Below are 21,715 nucleotides of genomic sequence, written 5' to 3'. Positions count from 1 at the left end.
CACCAGTGGGATTCATGCTGAAGAGAAATATCCGGGGAGGTTGCAAATCCATCTCCGGACGACATCACGGCAGGCGGTCGAGCGCTTTCGCCGGCACCTGCAGCGATTTCGTCCGACTGGTGTCACCACGCAAAAGGATCACATCACTTTTCGCACACCCCAACAGCTCCGCGAGGAATCGCACCAGTTCCTTGTTCGCCTTTCCCTCTTGGGCTGGCGCGGCCAGCTTTACCAGTAGCAGCTTCCGCCCACGCTCATCGGCACCCCAGCCCATGCACTCGGACTTCCGGGCGTTGGGGGTGACCTTGCAGACAAGCGTGGTGGTTTCCTGTGCCATGAGATAAAATCAGCTCTCCCCTCCTATATTTTCCGTCCAAAACAACCAACTCGACAACGTTCCCCCCTCGTGCAAACTCCGCGCTCCATGAAATCCAAGCTCCTCTCACTATTCACCGTTCTGGCCCTCAGCGGCTTTGCCTCCGCTGAAGATGGCTGGATCTCCATGTTCAACGGCAAGGACCTCTCCGGTTGGAAGTCGAATGTCTCCACCGAAGAAAAGCCTGAGGAAAAGGCCCAGTCCTTCGTCGTCGAGAATGGCGAAATCAAAGTCCAGGGCGGTCGCGCCCACATGTTCTACGTCGGACCGGACGGCAACGCCAAGTTCAAGAACTTCGAGTTCAAGGCCAAGGTGAAGACCACTGCCGGCTCCAACAGCGGCATCTACATCCATACCGGCTTCGAAGAAAAGGGCTGGCCCAGCAAGGGCTATGAGTGCCAGGTGAACGCGACCCACAAGGACGTGAAGAAAACCGGCGGCCTCTACGCCGTGAAGGACGTGCTTAACAACGCGCCCAACAAGGACGACGAATGGTTCGACTACGGTATCAAGGTGGAAGGCAAGAAGATCACCATCACCATCAATGGCAAGGTGACCACCGAGTGGACCGAGCCTGAAGACTGGGATCCAAGCAAGACCCTCAAGAACATGGACGGCCGCAAGCTCAGCGAAGGCACCATCGCCATCCAGGGCCACGACCCCATCAGCCGAGTCTTCTACAAGGACCTCTTCATCAAGGCGCTTCCCTAAGGGATTTCAGATTTGAAATTTGAGAGCGCAGCTCTCGAATCACACAAGGGCAGGCCACACGGCCTGCCCTCTTTTTTGAAGGTCGCATTGGACTGAACTTTGCGTGGGTACGGACTAAGGTTGCTCTCGCGACTCTTGATCAGGTTTCCCGCAGCATGAAACACACAGGTGTTGAAGTCCAAAAGCAAACCCAAAACCCAAAGCCGCAGCAGCGTAAGAGCAGATTCGTTCGCACAGCAGTGCACTCCGGGGAGCATCAGTCACTGCAACAAACCAAATGGCCGCAAAAATCAAACTATTGATCACCATCACCATGTTGGTCAGCCCGCCGCCAAAGGACCTTGTTGCCTTGTCGCGTAGCAGGTCCATAACTTGCCGGATCTGCGGCGGGCTATTTTGCTCGTTCGCAAAGGCGTCACGGTATTTGTTAAGTCCCGCAATATAAGAGTCAGTAACCTTGTCCCTCTTCAACATCCGGAGGAGCGTTACAATGCCGAACGTCAGGTTTGCAACAAGCGTCGGCAGGAAGACCGTCCAACGAAGGACATCAAAGGGAGGGCGCTTCTCGGCGCTCAGGAGCGCAATCGTCGCTGTCAATATCGCCGTGGTCAGCCCAAGCAACCAATTGACTCGTGTCTCGCCGGCCGTTTCATTTCTTGAATAGGACTCCGCGATATGCCGAAAGTCCTCCAGAATAAAATCTCGCTGCTCCATATGTTTTCTACAGGTAGACGTTGTCTGCCACCTAACCCTAGAAAATTTACTCCATAAAACAAGCGAAACAACCTGAGGTTGACGAAATGGATGCCTGCAACGCCACCGGGACGCGGATACACCCCCGGTCCACTGCGCTGAATATGCCCGCTTGTAGACCTTCTGTGTCAGATGGACAGATGCGCGGTAACAAGACGTGTCGTCTCGCGTATCCACGCCACCGCTCATCCCTCTCCCGACATCATGCGCATCTGGGATCTCCACTGTCACCTCTCCGGCGTCCCCGGCCTCACACCGGAAGAACGCATGGGCCAGCTCCTGCGTTATGCCGACCGCATGGGCATTGAGCGCCTCTGCGTGTACATGGGCATGAAGTGGAGCCAGGACCCTGCTGCCGATGACCTGATGAAGCAGAATGACGAAGTCCTGCGCGCCATTACCAAGTACCCCGACCGCACCTTCGGCTTCGTCTATGTCAGTCCCAAGCACGTCGCTACCAGCCTCGCCGAGCTGGAGCGCTGCGTGGCCAGGGGCCCCATGGTCGGCGTGAAGCTCTGGGTGGCGGAACGTTGCAACGTCCCTGAAATCGACCCCATCATCCAGCGCGCCGCTGAACTGAAGGCCGTGATCTTCCAGCACACGTGGTACAAGACGATGGGCAACTATGCAGGCGAATCCACCCCCGCAGAGTTTGCGGAACTGGCAAAGCGTTTCCCCAAGGCACCGCTCATCTGTGGCCACACCGGAGGCACCTGGGAGGTGGGCATTCCCACCATCCGCGACTGTCCGAATGTGTCCGTGGATCTCGCGGGCAGCGACCCTACCGCAGGCATCACCGAAATGGCCGTACGCGAGCTTGGCGCAGACCGGGTCATTTACGGAAGCGACAGCGGCGGACGCAGCTTCGCCAGCCAGCTCGCCAAGGTCCACGGCGCTGACATCAGCGACGCGGACAAGCAGAAGATCTTCTGCGACAACCTCCGCAAGATGATGCTGCCCATCCTCACCGAGAAAGGAATCAAGGCATGAGCACACTGAACCGGAGAACCTTCCTGCAACGCTCGGCAGCCTTGGCGGCGAGCGCAGCGGTCGCCCAGGTAAACGGCTTCGAGCCGAAGCTGGAGATCATCGACTGCAACGTGAGTGTGGGACCGTGGCCCTTCCGCCATGTTCCCGGCGACGATGCTGCCTCCCTCGCAGCCCACCTGAAGAAACGCGGTGTGACGCAGGCCTGGGCGGGTAGCTTCGAGGGCATCTTGCACCGGGACATCGCAGCTGCGAACCGCAACCTGCATGCCGCGTGTGCCAAGATTGAGGGAGGCCTGCTGCTCCCTGCTGGGACCCTCAATCCCTCGCTGCCCGGCTGGAAGGACGACCTGGGACGCTGTGCGGAAATTCACGGCATGAGGGTGCTCCGCCTTTACCCAAACTACCATGGTTATGCGCTGGATGATGCGAGGTTCCTTGAGCTTCTGGGGCTCGTGACCGCACGCAAAATGGTCCTGCAGATCACCGCACAACTGGAGGATGAACGCACCCAGCATCCGCTCGTGCAGGCAAAGCCGGTGAACCTGAAGCCCCTGTCCGCAGCACTGAAGAAAGTTCCGGAAGCACAGGTCATGGTGCTCAACGCGAACCGTGCCATGTCCATGACTGCGCTGCAAGGCTGCCCCGTCACCCTCGACTTTGCCATGCTGGAAGGTGTGGGCGGCATAGAGAATCTCCTCCAAGACTGGCCCCTGAACAGACTCGTCTTCGGCTCGCATGCGCCGCTCTTCTACTGGGAGTCCGCGAAGCTGAAGCTTCAGGAATCCAACCTCAGTCCGGGACAACTCGCCGCCATCACTCACGACAACGCCACCCGCTGCCTGCAAGGCTGACTCCCACCCTTCTCCCACTCAAGTTAGATGAAGCCGCACTCCCTCCTCCTTTCCTTTGCTGCTTCGCTGCTTTGCGTGTCCCCCTTTTCTTTCGCGCAGACCCCCGCGCCACCCAAGCCCCTCGACTTCCCCTCCGTACCCGCGACGCCGCCTGAGAAGGCAGCATCCACCTTCGAGGTACTCGACGGTTTCACCATGGATCTCGTCGCCGCTGAGCCGCTCGTGACGGATCCCGTCGCCATCACGTATGATGAGTACGGCCGCGCCTTCGTGTGCGAGATGAACGACTATCCGTACACGGACAAGGCGAAGCACAAGGTCAGCCAGGAGAATCCCACGGACCTCGCCATCGGCAAAGTGCGCCTGCTCACGGATACGGATGGTGATGGCGTCTATGACCGCAGCACCATTTTCGCCACCGACCTCTCCTGGCCCACCGGTGCCGCCTGCTGGAAGGGCGGCATCATCGTCGTGGCCACACCGGACATCTGGTACCTCAAGGACACGGACAACGACGGGGTGGCCGATGTTCGGCAGAAGCTCTTCACCGGGCTGAAAAAGCTCAACATCCAGGCTGTGGCGAACAACCCCATCTGGGGTCTCGACAACAAAATTTACATCGCCGGCGGGACCAACGGCGGCACAGTTCAGAACCTGATACACCCTGATGAAAAGCCCGTCACCATCCGGCGTGCCGACCTCAAGCTGGATCCCGTGACCATGAAGATTGAGGCCACGGACGGTGGCGCCCGCTTCGGCAACACCCGCGATGACTGGGGCAACCGCTTCCTCTGCAACATCCGCAATCCGTGCCAGCACATCGTTTACAATACCAAATACCTTTCACTCAACCCCTACGTATCCGCCATCAATCCCCTGCATGACGCCGCAGAGGCCGGCGACCAGCTTCCCGTTCATCGCATCAGTCCTCCCGAAGCCTGGCGCGTGCTGCGTGCCGACCGCTGGAGCACCGATCCCACCAACCGCATGCCGCGCAGTGAACTGGTCGGAACTGGTGTCGTCACTTCGTCCGCAGGCATCACCATCTACCGCGGTGACGCGTATCCCCAAGATTACCGCGGCATGGCGTTCGTGGCTGATGTGGCCGGCAATCTCTTCTACCGGCTCAAGCTCACTCCAGACAGCGTCACCTTCAAGGCCACCCGCGTGGATGGCGACAAGGAATTCTGCGCGAGCCGCGACATCTGGTTCCGCCCCGTGAACTTCGCCAACGCACCCGACGGCTGCCTGCACGTGTGCGACATGTACCGTGAAGCCATCGAGCATCCCTGGAGCCTTCCGGATGACATCCACGCCGCCATCGATCTCATCAAGGGCATCGACAAGGGACGCATCTGGCGCCTCACGCCAAAGGGATACAAGACACGCAAAACTGAATCGCTCGCGGACAAGAGCAGCTCAGAGTTGGTGAAGCTCTTCTCGCATCCCAACGCATGGCATCGCGACACGGCACATCGTCTTCTCTTTGAGAGGCAGGACAAGAGCGTGGTGCCGGAACTGAAACAACTGCTCAAATGGGATGACTCAGGCCCTTACGTAGAGGTGCACTCGATGTGGACGCTGAACTCCCTCGGGGCGCTCGATGAAGAGGACCTCTCCCACTTCGCCTTGGAAGACAGGGAGCCGGAGATTCGCGAGAGTGCGACGATCCTGTACGCACCCTTTCTCACTTCCGCCTATCCTCCGAGCAGCTTTGACAACCGGCTCAAGGATGAATCTCCACGCATCCGATTTCTGGCCACCCTGGTTCTGGCAAACAGCAAATCCACAAGCATGACCGCTTTGTTCGATCAGGTGATCCTGCGGAACAAGGATGACCCATGGATGCGCCTCGCCACGCAGGCCTTCAGACAGTCCGACCTTGCTGTTGGAGTGGAAACAACCTTGCGCCGTGGGAATCCAGACAGCCCGGGACTGGTAACCTTCATTCGCGAATGTGGCGTGATGCTTGGCTCCGAACCCGACCTGAAGAAAACCAGCGCTGAGTATTTCCTCGCTGCACTGGCTCGCAACGCCAGCACGAATCCCCATTCCGCAGAGCAAGGCCTGCTCGGCCTGTGCGAGGGCCTCGCGAGGCATGGACGTTCACCTTCGGATCTGTTGGAGCACCTCCAGGTCACCAGGAAAGAAACTGCAGCATGGCTCCGCTCCGTATCGCAGGAGGCGCAGTGCCAGGCAGGTGACGACTCCCTTGGTACGGATGAGCGCGTGACCAAGATCGGACTGATGGCCGTCGAACCTGACATCACCAAGATTCAGCCCGCCTTGCAAAAACTCCTGCTGCCCGCCGAGCCGGATGCCGTCCGGCTTGCCGTCATCAGCCTCCTGCAGCGCACGCGTGCGATCGCCATGCCGCAGCTCCTGCTGGAGGCATGGTCCACCCTCACGCCAGCCCCGCGTGAAGCAGCCCTGCAGGCCCTCGCCTCACGCGCGGAGTGGATTCGTGCACTCATCTCCGCCGTGGAAAACGGGCGGGTGAAGCCCGGTGAAATCTCCGCCACCGCCCGGACCCTCATGCTGCGCACGCCAGACACCGTGCTGAAAGCACGAGTGGAGAAGCTCTTCTCCACCAGCAGTCGCGGCGAAGTCCTCGCGAAGTACCAGCCGGCTCTCACCATCCCCGGCGATGCCAAACGCGGCAAAGTTGTCTTCACCACGGTGTGCGCCGCCTGTCATCGCTTCAAGGAAGAAGGCCGCGACGTCGGTCCCAACCTCGCCACCACGCTGGCATGGACCCCGGAGCAGATGCTCACCAACATCCTCGATCCCAATCGCGAGGTCTCCCCGAATTTTGCCCAGTACCTCGTGGAGTTGCAGGATGGCCGCTTCCTCGTGGGTATGCTCACCGGAGAGTCGGAAGCCAGCATCATGCTCAAAGACCCCATGTCCGTGGAGCAATCCGTCATCCGGTCCCAAATCAAATCCCTCAAGAGCACCGGCCTGTCCCTGATGCCGGAGGGACTGGAGTCGGTACTCACGGTGGAACAGCTCGCGGACTTGATGGCGTATCTGAGGACGAAATGAAAAGCACCACAGGAAGTGCGCAGCGCAAAGTAGCTACGGCTTCAGCCGTACGACCTGCAGCGCGACTGATTCGACTGAAGTCGAAGCTACTTTGCACGCCGCAACCTCACAGAGAGTGGGGAAGCCTCCTCCCTGCAAACCGTTCCCCTGGCACTCCCCAGCCACTCCCCCACAACCATCCCAACCCGCATTTCCCGCGTATCCCTTCTTTCACAAAGGAACACCTTATGCTAAATGACCAGCCCCCTTTTCCCAGGGACCTGACCATGTCCGAAGACTCCAACGCCTCTGTCCTCGAAGTCCGCACCTATTTCGTGCGCGGGCGCAATGCGCTCGTGGCGCGGGCGGATTTCGAGCCGCTGTACATCGACTACTACCTGCACCGCGCGGATCACGGTCTGCAGTACACCAATGAGCAGGACGCCATGCTGAAAGACGCACTGGCGGGGCTCACGCTGCACCTCGCCTCCCGTCCCCAGGACGAGAACTGCGGGTGGACCATGAACTTCCAAAAACCTGCCATTAATCTCTTCGTCACGGGCAACACCCGCCCCGGAAACATCGCCGGCCGCGTCTTCACTGATGACGTGCGCGACATGGGCGCAAACATCTTCAGCGCGCAGACCACCCGTATCGGTCATGCCGCGCAGCAGAGCCTTGTGCAGGTGGAGGGCAATCAAGTCCTCTCCTGCGTGGAGCAGTACTACCAGCAGAGTGAGCAGCGCATCGCCCGTTTCTTCCGTCACAGCGAGGAGGACATCGCCATGATTTCCTCCCAGCCTGATTGCGATGAAGCCTGGCTCGCCGCCCTCACCGAGGATGATGTGCGCGTGCTCGACCAGAAGGAAACGCTCAGTCTCCTGGAGACGCGGCGCTACATCTGGAAGTGCGGCTGCACTGTGGACCGACTCTATCCCATCCTCGCCAAGCTCAGTCCCGAAGCTTTGAAGGAGGCCTTCGGCGATGATGAAGTCATGACCGTGCAGTGCCCCCGCTGCGGCGCGAGATATCGTGCGGCGAAAGAGCAGTTCGAGGCGTGGCAGGCGAAGGCGTCCTGAGAGACGCTTCCAGTGCGACGGCGAGCGGTGCGACAGTAGGACGGTAGTAGCTGCAACTACTGTCGCACGTTCACGCACTTACGACGCTCATCCGCCCTCTGGCGCACATCGTCTTGACGCGAAAGATTACCAAGACGGCTCATCCACCGTCGTACCGCTCACCGTCGCACCGGCTACACCACCTTCAGTGTCTTCTCGCCTTCATCAATGAGCTTCCAGAAGCTCTTCGACTGGCCGAGGGTCTCGTCTTCACCGGCAGGGGCAGGAGCAGTGCCAGCGCCTCCGAGGTTGCTGCGAAAAAGGAAATCCTTGAGCGTGTTCGCGTGCAGGACGCGATGCACCTTCACGTGCGCGCCTTCGACGGCGAAGTACACGCGCCATTCACCCGCGCGGCAGCGGTAGAGCTTCTGGCCACCGCGCTCCAGGAGACCGAAGCGCTTGCCGAGGCGGTTCTCCTCCACGTCCTCAGGCTGCACATTCATCGCTTCGATGATGGTGAACTGGACTTGCGTGGGGAGATTGGAGAGCTCGGCGGCGGAGATTTCGTTGAAGACAACCTGAAGCATGCAACCTCACCGTAGCCAGATGCGTGCCTCTGGAAAGGGGAAAGTGCGGCGGGGCAGGCCGGCGGCGGGTGCATGATGCCCCAGTGTCATTGAATCAATATTGCGGCCGCTTGTCATGGCCAGGCGTATCGCGGGAGTTATCCCCCCGAGAGCGCCAAAATTCCTCCCATGCGTTGGGTTCCCCATTGATGAGATAGTCGTTTTTGAAGCGAATGGCCCAATCGCCAACGACGACGACGGACACGAACAGTGTCAGGAAGAAAAAGAGCGCCTTCGTCGCCGCAGTACGCCGGTACCATCGAAGCTGAATCAGCTCCAGCAAGGGTCCGACTGCGAAACAGGCATTCGCCAGTCCCCACGCCTCAATCACCAGCATCCACCATTCCCACGGCTCCACCCTGGTCATGTGGCTGGGATCTTTGTTGTAAGACTCCATCTCCCAGAAGACCCATCCCACGCCACAAATCACCACATTGTACAGCGCCCAAAGCAGGGCCCAAGGGACGACCACGCGCCGTGGGGCGGCCACAGGTGATACGCTGAGCGCCGCTTGCATGCACAAAACCTATGGGATTGCGTCATGCACGACAATCACAATGTTTGTTTGGTCAATGAAAGTTTCCCCATGAGGGGACGGATTGCCCAGCTGTGTAGTAACATGTCTTGAGCTTCATGGCCCAAGTGGCAAGCAGGGGTAGAGACACGTAAAGTACCAGGAAGAAAAAGAGTCCCAGAATCCACTGCACGATGACATGTTGGCGGGGCCGAATCGACTCCAACAGCGGTCCTAGCGCGAAGCCTGCATTTGCCAGCCCCCAGACTTCAATCACCTTCATCCACCACTCCCACGGCTCCAATTTGATCATCATGCTGGCAGGCTTGATGAACGAAGCCCCCTCCCAGCAGGACCATCCGATGCAGCAAATCACCACGTTGTACAACACCCAGAGCAGCACCCACAGAACGCCCATGGGATGTGAGCCTGATACTGGAGCCACGCTGTGAGCCGCCTGCATGGACAAAAATCTACGGGATTGCGTCATGCACGGCAATCCCAATCCAGCATGCCATTGAAGCCGCCAGCGCGTCCTGGCCTCAGGTGTACGTATTACGCCCCCAACTCCGCCACCGCCGCATCCAGGCTCGCGGTGTCTTCAATCGTCAGCACCTTCGTGCCCTTTTGAATGCGTCCCATCAAGCCCGCGAGCACGCCCCCGGGTCCGAGTTCCAGGAACAAATCATTCCCATCCTTCAGGAGAAGCTGCATGGACTCGGACCAGCGCACGGATCCGGTGACCTGACGCTCCAGCGTATTCTTGATCACCATCTCGCTCGTCACCGCATCTGCTTCGTAGTTGCTGATGACCGGCACCTTCGGCATCTGCACCGGCGTCGTCTGCAGTACAGCGGCCAGCTTGTCCTGCGCGGACTTCATGAGGCGGCTGTGATAGGCGCCGGCCACGGTGAGCTCCACCGCCTTGCGGATGCCCTTTTCTTTCGCCTTCGCCACCGCTTGCTTGATGCCTTCAATGCTGCCGCTCAAAACGATCTGCCCGGGCGCGTTGAGATTGGCCACATCCACATTGCATTCGGCGGCGAGTTCACGCACAGCGGACTCTTCCCCACCGATGAGAGCAGCCATGCTGCCCTTGGTCTCTTCGCAGGCTTCCTCCATGAAGCTGCCTCGCTGGAACACCAGATTGAGACCGGTTTCAAAATCAAACGTGCCGCCCGCAGCATGCGCGGTGAACTCACCGAGCGAAAGGCCGGCGCATGCGGCGATCTCCAGGGAGGGCACACGCTCCTTCAGCGCTTCCAAAACAGCAAGACCATGAACATACAGGGCAGGCTGGCAGCGCGAGGTGCGCGTGAGCTCCTCAATCGGTCCGTTGAACATCGTGTCCGTGAGGTTGAAGCCGAGCACTTCATTGGCGCGGTCAAACATCGCCTTCACCTTCGGATAGGCGCCGGCGAGATCCTGGCCCATGCCCACCTTCTGCGCGCCCTGGCCGGCAAACAACAACACGACTTTCTTGCTCATAGACCGCTGGCTCTAGCCTCTTGCCGGGCCGGGTGCAAATAAAAGTGGATTCCGCATCCAGCGTTACGCCTTGCCTGCGAGATGGAGAATCTCGCCACTGTGCTGCACCACGGTTTCCTCCAACAGTTCCGCAGCCCGGGACACCGCCTCGGGGATGCCCATGGCCTCCGGCTTCACCTGCCAGAGCGCCTGGAAGCGGCTGCGTAGCTCATCGCTCGCGTCAATGATGCCGCCGATGCCGATGACCGGCTTTCCGGCGTCACGAGCCATCTCGGCCACCCCCATGGGTCCCTTGCCATGCAGGGTCTGGGCATCCAGCTTGCCCTCGCCGGTGATCACCAGATCCGCCCGCTTGACGCGCTCGAGCAGGCCGGTGACATCCGCCACGAGGTCGAATCCGCACTTCAGCTGCGCACCGCAGAAGCTCATGAGGCCGAAGCCCAGCCCACCGGCGGCGCCAGCACCCGGATTGTTCCGATGGTCGCAGCCCAAGTCACGTGTGACCATGTCCGCCAGGCGCTGCATGCGCCCCTCGAAGAAGGCCACGTCCTTCACGCCCTTCTGGGGCCCGTACACGCGGGTACAGCCATGTTCCCCCAGCAGCGGATTACACACATCGCAAGCCACCACGACCTCGCAGTTCAGCATGCGCTCCTTGGCAATGCGGCGGACTTTGTCCAGATCCGCCGGGAGCCGACCCACTGGCTGCTCATTGTCACCCAGAAACTGACAGCCCAGCACTGATGCCATGCCCGTGCCCCCGTCATTGGTAGCGCTGCCGCCGATCCCAATCAGAATTCGCTGAGCCCCCTGCTGCATGGCGTGGAGCATCATTTCACCCGTGCCAGCCGTGCTCGCGGTAGCAGGATCCAGAGAAAGGTCGCTCACCAGCGCCAGACCAGAAGCGGCGCTCATCTCCATGATGGCCTCAAGATGGTCGTCGTGATGGATAAGCCCGTACCGCGCCATCACGGGACGCCCTTGGGCATCATGCGCCGGAGCCTCCTGCCACTGCCCACCCAGCGCCGTGAGCACAGATTCCGTGAAGCCCTCACCGCCGTCGGCAATCGGGCAAACTTCAATGTCTGCCTGCACGCCACCACGCTTCAGACCGCGCGTCACCGCTTCGGCTGCCTGCTTGGCTGTGAGTGAGCCTTTGAATTTGTCGAGGGCGAGCAGAATACGCATGCCAGCAGAAAGGTGGGGAAAGGCGGCCTAGGCAATACCCTTACTCGCGAAAAACTCAACCCAATTCATTGGCTCACCCTGATGCTTTTACCGAGCCACATCGTCCAGCCCCTGGATTTGTAAAGAAAGCTTCATGCTTTGGGGAGGAAAAATCGGCTGGCCTCGCTAACCTCTGGGCAAGTGTACGCATCCCTCCTTGAGGTCCTACCTTTGGGCCGTGCCCTACTCTGCGGCCGCTTTCGTGTCCCCTTTTTCCGCAGGTTGCTTCTTTTTGAGAAACTTGCTGATGTGCACTGAGGCCGGGTCCACACCGAGGCGTTTCACCCGTGGAGTCGGGCCCCGGTTGTCGAGTTGGTAGAACGGGGCCATGGGATACACGCTGTCCTCATGGGCGTCGTAGGCCCACGCCATGATGTCATGCACGCCGGGAGGGAGCTGGGTCATGACAAACGTGCCGGTGAACCCCGCGAGGCCATCCTGCGCAATGTGCCCGCTCGGGACATGGACGAACTGGGTGTCCTTGTTCAGCATGTCAAAAAGGTACAGCGGCATGCCGCTCACCTGCACGACGTGGAAGATCTCCCAGGCGCCTGTCTCTGGGACACGCCGGGTGAAGAAAACACCATCCGCGACACGATTGCGCCCCCGCAAGCAAGCGAAGCCCTCTACCTGAGCCACCCACTGCTGCTGCGCCTCAGCGTTCGCCTCGATCGTGGCTCCTGTATCGGGTGATTCCGCATCATCCTTTTCCCGACCCTTCTTCACTTCCTCCAGACTGAGCTTCATGGAGCGGAAATTCGCGGTATTCGAGCTGAGCAGTGAAGGCTGCAGGCGGAAGTTGGAGAGCATGCGATCCTTCAGCATTGGAGGATTCAGCAGGCCCATTTTTTCCGCGCGGCGGGCATGATCACGATTTGCCGGCACCATGTCCTCCACCTGGTAGAGCACGTTGTAGAAGCGCGTGTTCACCGCGCCGCGCAGTCGTGACGAGTGCCACATGTCCATCAACCTCCAGCCCTGAGCCCAAGAGAGAATCAGTACCGCCAGCAGGGCCATCCCGCTCTGGAGGATGAAGCGCCTCGCGCCAACTTTCATCTCCGGCCTGCGGGCGATGACGTCCTGCGCGATGATCCACACCAGCGCGATCAGGGCCACCGTCAATGGCACCGCATGAATCACATAGCGGGGCGCAATGGCGTTGTCCCCCGTGCTGGAAGCCCAACTGCGTCCCATGGCCACCAGCACACCCGTGCCAATCGAGTACGCGCCAAACACCAGCCAGGGACCAAGCTGCGCCCGCAATTCCTCACGCCGCCAATGCCCCAGCAGGTAACCAAAAGCCACCACATACAGCGCAAAGGACACGCCCCCGATGACGAGGCTGACATCCATCATGGAGAAACTGGAGCCACGACTGAGGTGATTTCCCAGGAAACGGAAGACATAGGAGCCCGTACGGCCGGGATCCTTGATCATACCTCCCACATCTTTGCGCATCGTCTCCTCTTCGCCCTGCTTGTAGGCGAACATGGGTTCCACTTCATTCACCAGGTTGGTGAAGTAGAGCTGCATGGTCACCGCGAAGACAGCCAGCCAGAGCGTGGTGAAAATGATGCGCGCCTGCAGTCCTCTCACCGCCGGGGTGAACCACACAAGTGGCAGCGGCAGCAGCCAGACCAGAATGCCTGAGGCAAAACACTGCGTGGCCAGGCTCGCGCACACAATGCCGATGATCCACCGCAGCCACAGCGGCAGTCCGCTCATGATTGCCAGCAACGCTCCACTCAGGAAGAAGCCCAACGCTGCAACTTGAAACATCATGCTCCACAGCACCACGCGGTACTGTACCGGACAAAAGATGGTGAGTCCCGCCAGCACCAGCAGCGGCCACCAGACGCGGAAGGACTGACCGGTCGTCTTCTTCAGCAGCAGCCCCACATTCACATAGGTGAGTGCCAGCAGGAGCCAGGAAAAGAACATGTGAATCGTCCAGTTCCCCGGGAAGACCTTGTAAAATACGAGCATCATCGCCCGCACAAAGGCCATGCGATGCTCCATCTGCACCATGAAGAAGTCGTGCAGGGTCAGCGTTCCTGCGCGTTCCTTCTCAAACATGGAGATGTACATCCAGTCATCAAGGAAAGGAATGTTCACCCCGAACTCACGAATGAGCAGAAACAGCCCGACCGCAGGAAGCAGCACCAGCGACCACTGGAGGACAAGACGAAGCACCGGCCAGACCCGGGGGAAGGAGTCCTTGAGGTTGTTCATCGGGAAGTAATCAGCATAACGCAAAGGCCACAGCCCTCAGCAGCAGCGGGGGGCAGGACGGCGCACTAAGCACGTGGGGAGGCGTGGAGCAAGGGAATCTGGATTGCCGCACGGAAGACCCTTTCTGGAAAAAATGCCTAGTCAGCCAAGTCCCACCAGAGGTCGAAGTACCTTTCTATTGAGCCTTGTGCAATAGACTGACTTTGAATGCACATCCGCGAGGCAGTTCCAGGCCGAAGGTCTGAGATTTGCCAGCCCAGGGCAACGCCCTGGGAAAACGGCCCAGACATCCAAGCCCTGAAAGGGCGTGACAGAGCGCCCGCCTGAGGTGCGCCCATATTTCGCCCTTTCAGGGCTCTGTTCATTTGCCACTTATCCCAGGGCGTTGCCCTGGGCTGGCATATCGCAGACCTTCGGTCTTCAGGAAGGCAGAACATTCCACCCAACGTCAGTCTATTGAGCAAGCCTCAATAACAGGCCCCGCAGAGGTGTGTTCTCTCGAAGCCACTGATCCGGCATCCGATACATCATCCCCATGCCCGAAGGGACGAGGACACCACTAAACCTCACAGCTGTCATCAGCGTCACGGGAGGAACACTCAATAGGTACAGCAGCGGGACGGCCAGCAGGCCAAGAGTCCATGTGATCCAACCAGTTTGAAGGCGTTCTTCGTGGTTCACGGCAGTCACATGTGATGCACCCCTACCCTCGCTCCTGTTCCGTCACCTCTGCCACCACCGTCACCGGTCGCTTTTTCACCTCCTTGACCACCACCGCGAGGTATTCCCCAAGGATGCCGATGCAGAAGAACAGGGCACTCGCGATGAAGGACAGGTACAGCACGAGAGTCGCCGTACCTGCATTCTGACCGACGTAATACCCGAAAATGGAGAAGGAGGGCACAAGGCGGTTCAGCAGGAAGAGCCCCGCAGCGAGAAGCGTGAGCACTCCCATGAACAGCCCCACAAAGGTCGCGAGCCGCAGCGGCGCCGTGCTGAAGTTCACCAGATTGTTCATGGCCAGCACGGTGAGCCGGCGCAGGTTGTACTTGCTCTGGCCGTGCAGGCGCGGCGGTCGCTGGTAACTCACGGTGGTCTGCTTGAAGCCGACCCATGAGCGCAGGCCGCGATGCACCGGGGCCGATTCACCCAACCGCTTGAGGGCCTCGTGTGCACGGCGGTTCACCACGCAGAAGTCACCGCTGTCCAGGGTGTAGTCATGTTCGGCGAGCCAGTTCATCACCCGGTAAAACGTGCGGTAGGCAAGCTGTAGCCACCACGGGCACTCTTCACGCTTGCCGCGCACGCCGGAGACCACATCAAAGCCTTCGTTGGCCACCTTGCGGTAGAGCTCCATCAGCACTTCCGGAGGATCCTGCAGGTCACAGTCAATGACACCAATGCACTCGCCGAGCGCATGCTGGATGCCGGTCCACACCGCGGGCTGGTGGCCAAAGTTCCGGCTCAGGCGCACGCCCTGATAGCGAGGATCTTTTGCATGCAGGTCCCAAATGAGCTGTGCCGTGGTGTCGCGGCTGCCATCATCCACAAAGAGAATCTGCCAGGAACCGCCTGTTTCCCTCTCCAGCACCGGCGTGAGTTTCTCCACAAGCACAGGGATGGACTCCTCCTCATTGTAGCAGGGAATGACGACGCAGAGTTTGGGAAGGCTGGAAGCGACGCTCATGAGCTGGGGCAAAGTCAGGCAAGGTGCGAGGGATGCAAGTGGCGCTCGCTCGGGAGAAGGAGGAACCCATCACCGGCAGTCGCATCCGCTCTCGGGTCTCCACTGAGGCGTGTGACCTTTCGCATCCCCTCTCTGCATCCTAACTTCCATCCAGCAGCAACCCATGGCCGGAACGGGAAGAAATTTTTCACCATAAAAATTGGAGCAGGGTCCGGGATTCTACGGGACAATGCCCGCCCGTCAAGCTGACCAAGACATGGCAAAAGATTCGTGCCAGTGCCCCACCTGATGCTAATACTCGGTCCCGGCACCCTTCCATGAACCAGGCCACTGACCACACGCCCCGCAGCCCCTTTCTCCGCTGGCTGCTCCTTCTTCTGGTCTTCTCCCCCGCTCTGTACGCGGCGGTCCTGATGAAAAACACGGCCGTGGACGTAGGCTGCTGGGACATGTGGGAGAATGCGCCCCTGCTGCAAAAATGGCACGACGGCACGCTCACATGGCACGACCTCTATGCACCGCAGATCCAGCACCGCATCGTGGTGCCGCGACTCATGATCATTGCCATGTCCCACCTGAGCGGCGGGGACTTTCGCTGGGAAAACTACGCAGCTCTTCTCATCTTCGCAGCAAATGCGGTCATGCTCTGGTTCCTGCTGGGGCGCACCATGGGGGGCTCCCTATGGCGCTGGCCGCTGATGTTTGCGTTCAATCTGCTGCTCTTCTGCCCCATGCACTTCCAGATTCTGCTCTGGGGTTCTGCCATGTGGGCCGCGATTCCCATGGCAGGCTTGCTGGGCTGCCTGCTGCTGCTGACGCCTCGAGAGCAACCCAGTACCACAGGCGTGTGGCTGCGCTTCACCGGTGCCGTGGTACTGGCAGAAATGGCCACGCACAGCTTCGCGCACGGCATCGGCGTGTGGCCGGTGATGCTGGGAGTGTTCCTCTTCCAGCCCGCGCTCGGCAGCATGAAGCAGCGACTCATCCTCTCCGCGGTGTGGCTCGTGATCGCCGGCGTCACCATCGGTTGCTACTTCACGAACTTCATCAATGTGGCCTACCACGCCTACAACCTGAAGCCGGGGGACAATGCCTTCGAAACGGGCGGCAGTCTGTTGGAAGGGGGGCGCCTCAAGGCCGCGTTGAACTTCTTCTTCGCCTTCCTCGGCACGTGGTTCGCGCGCACGCCCTTTGTGGATCATCCGCTCGATACCGCCGTGACGCTCGGCAAGTGGACCTGCGCGTGGATTGCACTGCTGGTCGCCTTCACCCTACGCATGCGCCTCCTGAAGGCGGTGCTGCCCTGGATGGCGCTGGCCTTGTACGTGGTCGTCATCGGTCTGCTGGTGAGCAAGCGTGCATCGGACATCGGTGAGCACCGCGCCGTCACACCACGTTATCTCGCTGCCAGCCAGTACTTGCTCGTCGCAGGTCTGGCCATCACCGCGACGCTCGGCACCGTCTTCCGTCGCGCGGGTGAACGCTGGCGCGAGAAGCATCCCGATGATCTGCCGGAACTCAAGACTGGAGGACAGAGCTTTGTGGGCACGGCGGGCGTGATAGCCCTCACCGCTTTCTGCACCGCGCAGATTCCCGTGTGGCAGTATGGCCTGCATCTCACCCATCAGTGGCACCTTGCACGACGGCAGGCGCAGGTTCTGCAACTCTTCATGCCCCATCTCAATGACCAGCGCGGGCTCATCAGCATCGAGACTCTCGACATGGTGAAGAAAAACTGGAACGTGCTGGATGCCATCAACACGCTGCAAAGCCTGAATCTCCTGCGCACGAAGCCGCTGAGCACACCAGAGCTGAGCCACTTCGCCAGGGAGAAGAAACCGCTCCCGCTTGAGAAGGCAGACGTGACCGAAGCCCGCTTGCTGGACGACGGCACCTTGGAGCTCAAAGGGATTGCCCGTTTTAACGTCGGCCAGCCGGTGGATGCCGTGCTCATCGTCCAGCAAGGTCGCGTCATCAGCCTTGGTCAGTATGCGCCCAAGCACTTGCTGCGCATCTACGGTCTCGACTATGAATTCGGCAACTATCAGGACGTGCCCGTGAAGGAGATGTACCCGTGGCAGGTCCGCGTGAAACTCGCCTCACCCGATGCGCCTCTTGAATTCTGGGCCCTGGAGTCGACCGAGAAGTTCCGCAAGATCACGCCACTGAAAGCGAGCATCAAGCTGGATCCCGCAACGAAGACAGCGACCATCGTGCGCGAGGAGAAGTAGTCCCACCAGACTGGAACTTGCTCGGAACGCTGATGCCGACGCGCACGCAGCGTAAGACCTAGGTCCGATGGCTCCTCACCCCTTCTCTATTGAAGAATGGGGTACGCGCAGATCACTCGCCATCGCGCCCATTCCTAGTATGAGCATCATCGCAACGGGAATCCTCTTTGTGTGCTTTCTGTTCGCGGGAATCCTCCTATGCATTGAATTGGGCAAGCGGCTTGGGAAGGCCAGGTTCTCCAAGGAGGGCGAGTCTGCTACTACGGGGATCAGCGCCATTGAAGGCGCCGTCTTCGGCTTGCTCGGACTGACGCTGGCCTTTCTCTTCTCAGGAGCGTTGTCGCGATTTGACGAACGCCGCAAGATCATCACTCAAGAATGCAATGACATCGGCACCGCATGGCTCCGAGTGGATCTCCTGCCGGTGGATACGCAGCCAGCCATGCGCGACCTTTTCAGACGCTACCTCGACTCCAGAATAGAGACTTATCGAAAGCTACCTGACCTTGATGCCGCCAAGGTGGAACTCCAGAGGTCAGCCGAACTGCAATCGAAAATCTGGACCCTGGCTGTCTCGTCTACGCAAGGCACGGGTACCAGCCACCCACCCATGCTGCTCCTTCCCGCGCTGAACTCGATGTTTGATACCGCGACCCTGCGGACCGAGGCCTCAAAAATGCATCCGCCCATTGTCATCACCGCAATGCTCGCGGTACTCGCTCTCGCCAGTTCGTTGTTCGCCGGCTACGACATGGCAAACCGGCGCCCATGGCTTTCGCTTCATCCCATTGCGTTCGCCCTCGTACTCTCAGTGACTGTGTATGTGATCATTGACCTGGAGTATCCCCATTTGGGAATGATTCAGGTGAAGAACTCCGAAGAAATATTGATCGGTCTGCGCGACAGCATGAACACGAAGTGAAGTCCCCGCGATGAACTCTGATCGACGAAGTACTTGGCAAGCTCAGGGACACACTAGATCCCCAACTCCATCTGCCCACCCATCGCAGGCCTCCGAAACGAAGCGCTGCTCATCTTCGGAATCTTCCGCGCTGCAATGCCGCTGCGAATCTTGCTCACACGAAACACCTGCTCGATCTGCTCCGCCCACACACCTTCGCCATGCATGCGCGTCCCAAAGTCGCGATGCGCCAAGGTCTCTCCCTGGCACTCACGGATGCGGCCCAGCACCTTCTCCTTTCGGTCCGGGAAATACTCATCCAGCCACGAGGCAAAGACCTCCTTCACCGAAAAGGGCAGGCGCACCACCGTGTACGCCGCACCCGCCGCGCCACACTTCGCCGCTGCCTCCAGGATGGCCGGCATCTCGTGATCATTGATCGCCGGAATCATCGGCGCGGATGACACTCCCACCGGGATGCCCGCCTCATGCAGCGTGCGCATCGCCTCCAATCGCTGCTGTGGTGCAGAGGCCCGCGGCTCGAGTATATGAGCCAGCTTCGGGTCGAGCGAAGTGATGGAGAAGAACACCACCACCGCCTGGTACTTGGCGAGTTCCTTCAGCAGATCGAGGTCACGGACCACAAGATGGTTCTTCGTGATGATGGACACTGGATGCCGGCACTCCGCCAGCACCTCCAGACATCGCCGGGTGATGCGCAGTTTCTTTTCGACCGGCTGGTAGCAATCCGTCACTCCACTCAATGCCATGGTGGACGGCTTGTAGGAAGGCTTGGCCAACGCGGCACGCAGGAGCTCCGGCGCATCCTGCTTCACCATGATGCGCGACTCGAAGTCCAATCCCGCGCTGAAGCCCAAGTACTCGTGAGTAGGTCTCGCATAGCAATAAGCACATCCATGTTCGCAGCCTCGATACGGATTGAGGCTGATGGAAAATCCAATGTCTGGACTGTCGTTCTTGGAAATGACCGACTGGGAATGATCGATGAAGAACTTCGTCTTCACCTTCGCCGGTGCCTCGCCCTCCTCATACGTCACGTGCAGCTGGGAAAAGCGCTGGTCCGGATTCTCCCCTGCCCCGCGACCACGCGGGCGAGTGGGAGGCTGGGCAGTCGGATCCATCAGGCGGAAAAGGTGAGGCCATTCCCGTGGAGCACAAGTGTTCTTTCGAACATAAAATCAAGCGTTCTGCCCGATGCGATTCTGGCCTCGAAGCTGCTCTTCTTCATCAGCGCCAATGACTCCCCTTTGCGGAGCCCGCCCCGGCTTGCACCCCTTCTTGACACTGACTCTCAATTCCCTAATTTGCCCGCCCCTTTTCCTGAAACCCGTCCATGAGCACCGTCGCCCCTAAGTCGCCCTACAACGTCAAGAACCCCTTCATCGCGCATCTCAAGCGCGCGTACGACCTGACCGGCGCTGGCGCGGCCAAGAACACCCGGCACTACGAGATCGATCTCTCCGGCAGCGGCATGGAATACCTGCCCGGCGACTCCCTCGCGGTGATGCCGACGAATGACCCGAAGCTCGTGGATGCGCTGCTCAACCAGCTCAAGCTCTCCGGCTCCGAAGAAGTGATCAATCCCAAGGGTGGCACCATGAGCCTGCGCCAGGCGCTGACCGAGGTGTACTCCATCACCGAAGTGGACGGCAAGCTCATCCGCTCCGTCGCCGAGAAAGCTGGTAACAGCGACCTCGCCGCCCTCGCCACCCCCGAGAAAAAGGAAGACCTCAAAAATTACCTGTGGGGCAAGGACGTGCTGGATGTTGTCGCCGAGAACCCCGGCGCAAGCTTCGATGCGGCTGAAATCGCTGGCCTTTTGCGCAAGCTGGTGGTGCGCCTCTACTCCATCTCTTCCAGCCTCCGTGCGTGCCCGGAACAAGTGCACCTGACCGTGGCCACCGTGCGCTACGAGAGCCACGGCCGCCAGCGTGGTGGCGTGTGCTCCACCTTCCTCGCGGATCGCGTGGATGAGACCACTCCTCTTCCGACTTTCATCAAGTCCGGCGCTGGCTTCCGCCTGCCCGAGCCCACGGACGAGACCCCCATCATCATGGTGGGACCTGGCACCGGCATCGCTCCCTTCCGTTCCTTCGTGCAGGAGCGCAAGGCCACCGGCGCGAAGGGCAAGTCCTGGCTCTTCTTCGGTGAAATCAACTGCAGTTCCTGCTTCTTCTACAAGGACGAGTGGGACAACTACCTCGCCGATGGCACCCTGAGCAAGCTCGACACCGCCTTCTCCCGCGACCAGGAGAAGAAGCTGTATGTGCAGCATCGCATGCTGGACCACGGCAAGGATCTCTATGACTGGCTCGAGCAGGGCGCCATCTTCTACGTGTGCGGTGATGCGTCGCGCATGGCCGTGGATGTGGACAATGCGCTCCGCCAGATCGTGGCCAAGGAAGGCGGCAAGTCCCCTGATGAAGTGAATGCGTATATGGAAAACCTGAAGGCCTCCAAGCGCTACCGTCGCGACGTGTATTAAGTTACACTTCCGCCTCTACACTCACCACATTCGTCCGAGACGAGGCAGTGGGCCAACCTCTTGGTTGGCTCGGTCAGGGTATTTGCGCACCACCAGGGGCGACTTGAGTTGCTGTCGCTCGACTTCCAGTTCGCGGCCCAGTCGCCCGATCTCCTTCCGATTGTTCAGACTGTCTTTCGGAAGCTCGATGACCAAATCGAACTGCAGTCGGATTTTCTCGCCAGTGACGGACAGGATCTTCAGATTACCTGCCGCCTGACCGGGCTTTGGCTGGACCTGCCCCGAGAAGAACTGCTTCACACGCACCGCAGCCTCGCCCGGTTGCAGCGGCTCGCTGCTATCGTAATCAGCCCATTTCAATTTCATCTCCGTTCCCGTGGGCAGCTCGGAGGGAAGGCAAACGATCGCCGTGCGATATTGAAGGAGATTGGCAGTACGTGACTCCACACTGCCGTCGGACACGATCAGCAGCGAGTTCTGTCCGTTGTCGAGCCGGGCCATTTTGGGGTGCTCCTCCCTCGACAGCAACCGTGCTTCGGC

Annotated in this window: 19 protein-coding genes; 8 read left to right on the top strand and 11 right to left on the bottom strand. The window is 59.8% G+C overall.

The features are described 5' to 3' along the window. Nucleotides 1–64: 64 nt before the first annotated feature. Nucleotides 65–337 (bottom strand): DUF167 domain-containing protein, encoded by a 273-nt coding sequence (locus DES53_RS02650; protein WP_113956652.1) that lies wholly within the window; start codon nt 335–337, stop codon nt 65–67. A gap of 87 nt (nt 338–424) precedes the next feature. Here DES53_RS02650 and DES53_RS02645 point away from each other — a divergent pair, with 87 nt between their 5' ends. Beyond that, entirely contained in the window at nt 425–1,087 is a 663-nt protein-coding gene (locus tag DES53_RS02645; protein WP_113956651.1) for a 3-keto-disaccharide hydrolase, read from the top strand. Nucleotides 1,088–1,201: 114 nt separating this feature from the next. Here the strand turns inward: DES53_RS02645 and DES53_RS02640 are convergent, their stop codons facing one another. After that, nucleotides 1,202–1,801 (bottom strand): hypothetical protein, encoded by a 600-nt coding sequence (locus DES53_RS02640; RefSeq protein WP_113956650.1) that lies wholly within the window; start codon nt 1,799–1,801, stop codon nt 1,202–1,204. Nucleotides 1,802–2,044: 243 nt separating this feature from the next. Here DES53_RS02640 and DES53_RS02635 point away from each other — a divergent pair, with 243 nt between their 5' ends. The 4 genes from DES53_RS02635 (at nt 2,045) to DES53_RS02620 (ending at nt 7,784) form a co-directional block, all read left to right on the top strand. Then, a complete protein-coding gene (locus DES53_RS02635; RefSeq protein ID WP_113956649.1) occupies nt 2,045–2,830 on the top strand; it encodes an amidohydrolase family protein in 786 nt (261 codons plus the stop codon). Beyond that, complete coding sequence (locus DES53_RS02630; RefSeq protein ID WP_113956648.1) at nt 2,827–3,681, top strand: amidohydrolase family protein; 855 nt, start codon at nt 2,827–2,829, stop codon at nt 3,679–3,681. The genes DES53_RS02635 and DES53_RS02630 overlap by 4 nt, the downstream gene beginning before the upstream one ends. 27 nt (nt 3,682–3,708) lie before the next feature. Beyond that, nucleotides 3,709–6,726, top strand: a complete 3,018-nt coding sequence (locus DES53_RS02625) for a PVC-type heme-binding CxxCH protein (protein WP_113956647.1) — start codon at nt 3,709–3,711, stop codon at nt 6,724–6,726. Nucleotides 6,727–6,992: 266 nt separating this feature from the next. After that, on the top strand, nt 6,993–7,784 hold the full coding sequence (locus DES53_RS02620; RefSeq protein WP_113956646.1) for an Hsp33 family molecular chaperone HslO: 792 nt from the start codon (nt 6,993–6,995) through the stop codon (nt 7,782–7,784). A gap of 173 nt (nt 7,785–7,957) precedes the next feature. Here DES53_RS02620 and DES53_RS02615 read toward each other — a convergent pair whose 3' ends face one another. The 7 genes from DES53_RS02615 to DES53_RS02585 all read right to left on the bottom strand — a co-directional run bounded on the left by DES53_RS02615 (nt 7,958) and on the right by DES53_RS02585 (nt 15,537). After that, nucleotides 7,958–8,350, bottom strand: a complete 393-nt coding sequence (locus DES53_RS02615) for a type II toxin-antitoxin system RelE family toxin (protein ID WP_113956645.1) — start codon at nt 8,348–8,350, stop codon at nt 7,958–7,960. A gap of 94 nt (nt 8,351–8,444) precedes the next feature. After that, nucleotides 8,445–8,906, bottom strand: a complete 462-nt coding sequence (locus tag DES53_RS02610; RefSeq protein WP_113956644.1) for a hypothetical protein — start codon at nt 8,904–8,906, stop codon at nt 8,445–8,447. 52 nt (nt 8,907–8,958) lie between these two features. Beyond that, nucleotides 8,959–9,321, bottom strand: a complete 363-nt coding sequence (locus tag DES53_RS02605; RefSeq protein WP_147263173.1) for a hypothetical protein — start codon at nt 9,319–9,321, stop codon at nt 8,959–8,961. 137 nt (nt 9,322–9,458) lie between these two features. Continuing rightward, nucleotides 9,459–10,391 carry an ACP S-malonyltransferase gene (gene fabD, locus DES53_RS02600; protein WP_113956642.1) on the bottom strand — a complete coding sequence of 311 codons (933 nt, stop codon included), beginning with the start codon at nt 10,389–10,391 and terminating at the stop codon, nt 9,459–9,461. Between the two features lie 63 nt (nt 10,392–10,454). Further along, complete coding sequence (locus tag DES53_RS02595) at nt 10,455–11,579, bottom strand: glycerate kinase (protein WP_113956641.1); 1,125 nt, start codon at nt 11,577–11,579, stop codon at nt 10,455–10,457. 222 nt (nt 11,580–11,801) lie between these two features. After that, on the bottom strand, nt 11,802–13,850 hold the full coding sequence (locus tag DES53_RS02590; RefSeq protein ID WP_113956640.1) for a hypothetical protein: 2,049 nt from the start codon (nt 13,848–13,850) through the stop codon (nt 11,802–11,804). Nucleotides 13,851–14,553: 703 nt separating this feature from the next. Further along, nucleotides 14,554–15,537: a glycosyltransferase family 2 protein gene (locus DES53_RS02585; RefSeq protein WP_113956639.1), complete on the bottom strand. Its 984-nt coding sequence runs from the start codon at nt 15,535–15,537 to the stop codon at nt 14,554–14,556. 317 nt (nt 15,538–15,854) lie between these two features. Here DES53_RS02585 and DES53_RS02580 point away from each other — a divergent pair, with 317 nt between their 5' ends. Together DES53_RS02580 and DES53_RS02575 are read left to right on the top strand one after the other, a co-directional pair. Beyond that, entirely contained in the window at nt 15,855–17,768 is a 1,914-nt protein-coding gene (locus DES53_RS02580) for a hypothetical protein (RefSeq protein ID WP_113956638.1), read from the top strand. Nucleotides 17,769–17,907: 139 nt separating this feature from the next. Beyond that, complete coding sequence (locus DES53_RS02575) at nt 17,908–18,690, top strand: bestrophin-like domain (protein ID WP_113956637.1); 783 nt, start codon at nt 17,908–17,910, stop codon at nt 18,688–18,690. A 53-nt stretch (nt 18,691–18,743) separates the two neighbouring features. Here DES53_RS02575 and DES53_RS02570 read toward each other — a convergent pair whose 3' ends face one another. After that, complete coding sequence (locus tag DES53_RS02570; RefSeq protein ID WP_113956636.1) at nt 18,744–19,811, bottom strand: PA0069 family radical SAM protein; 1,068 nt, start codon at nt 19,809–19,811, stop codon at nt 18,744–18,746. 212 nt (nt 19,812–20,023) lie between these two features. Between DES53_RS02570 and DES53_RS02565 the strand changes: the two genes are divergently transcribed. Next, nucleotides 20,024–21,175, top strand: coding sequence for a diflavin oxidoreductase (locus tag DES53_RS02565; RefSeq protein ID WP_113956635.1), 1,152 nt, complete (start codon nt 20,024–20,026; stop codon nt 21,173–21,175). 21 nt (nt 21,176–21,196) lie between these two features. Here the strand turns inward: DES53_RS02565 and DES53_RS02560 are convergent, their stop codons facing one another. Next, nucleotides 21,197–21,676 carry a hypothetical protein gene (locus DES53_RS02560; protein ID WP_147263171.1) on the bottom strand — a complete coding sequence of 160 codons (480 nt, stop codon included), beginning with the start codon at nt 21,674–21,676 and terminating at the stop codon, nt 21,197–21,199. Between the last annotated feature and the right edge of the window lie 39 nt (nt 21,677–21,715).

Source organism: Roseimicrobium gellanilyticum (assembly GCF_003315205.1).
In the GTDB taxonomy this organism is placed as follows: domain Bacteria; phylum Verrucomicrobiota; class Verrucomicrobiia; order Verrucomicrobiales; family Verrucomicrobiaceae; genus Roseimicrobium; species Roseimicrobium gellanilyticum.
The sequence above is the reverse complement of the archived record's forward strand: the minus strand, read 5'-3'. Positions and strand labels throughout refer to the sequence as shown.

Bases quoted from the DNA above. Each gene is read 5' to 3' on its own strand.
- DES53_RS02650 (WP_113956652.1), bottom strand. From the start codon at position 337: ATGGCACAGGAAACCACCACGCTTGTCTGCAAGGTCACCCCCAACGCC.
- DES53_RS02645 (WP_113956651.1), top strand. From the start codon at position 425: ATGAAATCCAAGCTCCTCTCACTATTCACCGTTCTGGCCCTCAGCGGC.
- DES53_RS02640 (WP_113956650.1), bottom strand. From the start codon at position 1,801: ATGGAGCAGCGAGATTTTATTCTGGAGGACTTTCGGCATATCGCGGAG.
- DES53_RS02635 (WP_113956649.1), top strand. From the start codon at position 2,045: ATGCGCATCTGGGATCTCCACTGTCACCTCTCCGGCGTCCCCGGCCTC.
- DES53_RS02630 (WP_113956648.1), top strand. From the start codon at position 2,827: ATGAGCACACTGAACCGGAGAACCTTCCTGCAACGCTCGGCAGCCTTG.
- DES53_RS02625 (WP_113956647.1), top strand. From the start codon at position 3,709: ATGAAGCCGCACTCCCTCCTCCTTTCCTTTGCTGCTTCGCTGCTTTGC.
- DES53_RS02620 (WP_113956646.1), top strand. From the start codon at position 6,993: ATGTCCGAAGACTCCAACGCCTCTGTCCTCGAAGTCCGCACCTATTTC.
- DES53_RS02615 (WP_113956645.1), bottom strand. From the start codon at position 8,350: ATGCTTCAGGTTGTCTTCAACGAAATCTCCGCCGCCGAGCTCTCCAAT.
- DES53_RS02610 (WP_113956644.1), bottom strand. From the start codon at position 8,906: ATGCAAGCGGCGCTCAGCGTATCACCTGTGGCCGCCCCACGGCGCGTG.
- DES53_RS02605 (WP_147263173.1), bottom strand. From the start codon at position 9,321: ATGGGCGTTCTGTGGGTGCTGCTCTGGGTGTTGTACAACGTGGTGATT.
- fabD (WP_113956642.1), bottom strand. From the start codon at position 10,391: ATGAGCAAGAAAGTCGTGTTGTTGTTTGCCGGCCAGGGCGCGCAGAAG.
- DES53_RS02595 (WP_113956641.1), bottom strand. From the start codon at position 11,579: ATGCGTATTCTGCTCGCCCTCGACAAATTCAAAGGCTCACTCACAGCC.
- DES53_RS02590 (WP_113956640.1), bottom strand. From the start codon at position 13,850: ATGAACAACCTCAAGGACTCCTTCCCCCGGGTCTGGCCGGTGCTTCGT.
- DES53_RS02585 (WP_113956639.1), bottom strand. From the start codon at position 15,537: ATGAGCGTCGCTTCCAGCCTTCCCAAACTCTGCGTCGTCATTCCCTGC.
- DES53_RS02580 (WP_113956638.1), top strand. From the start codon at position 15,855: ATGAACCAGGCCACTGACCACACGCCCCGCAGCCCCTTTCTCCGCTGG.
- DES53_RS02575 (WP_113956637.1), top strand. From the start codon at position 17,908: ATGAGCATCATCGCAACGGGAATCCTCTTTGTGTGCTTTCTGTTCGCG.
- DES53_RS02570 (WP_113956636.1), bottom strand. From the start codon at position 19,811: ATGGATCCGACTGCCCAGCCTCCCACTCGCCCGCGTGGTCGCGGGGCA.
- DES53_RS02565 (WP_113956635.1), top strand. From the start codon at position 20,024: ATGAGCACCGTCGCCCCTAAGTCGCCCTACAACGTCAAGAACCCCTTC.
- DES53_RS02560 (WP_147263171.1), bottom strand. From the start codon at position 21,676: ATGGCCCGGCTCGACAACGGACAGAACTCGCTGCTGATCGTGTCCGAC.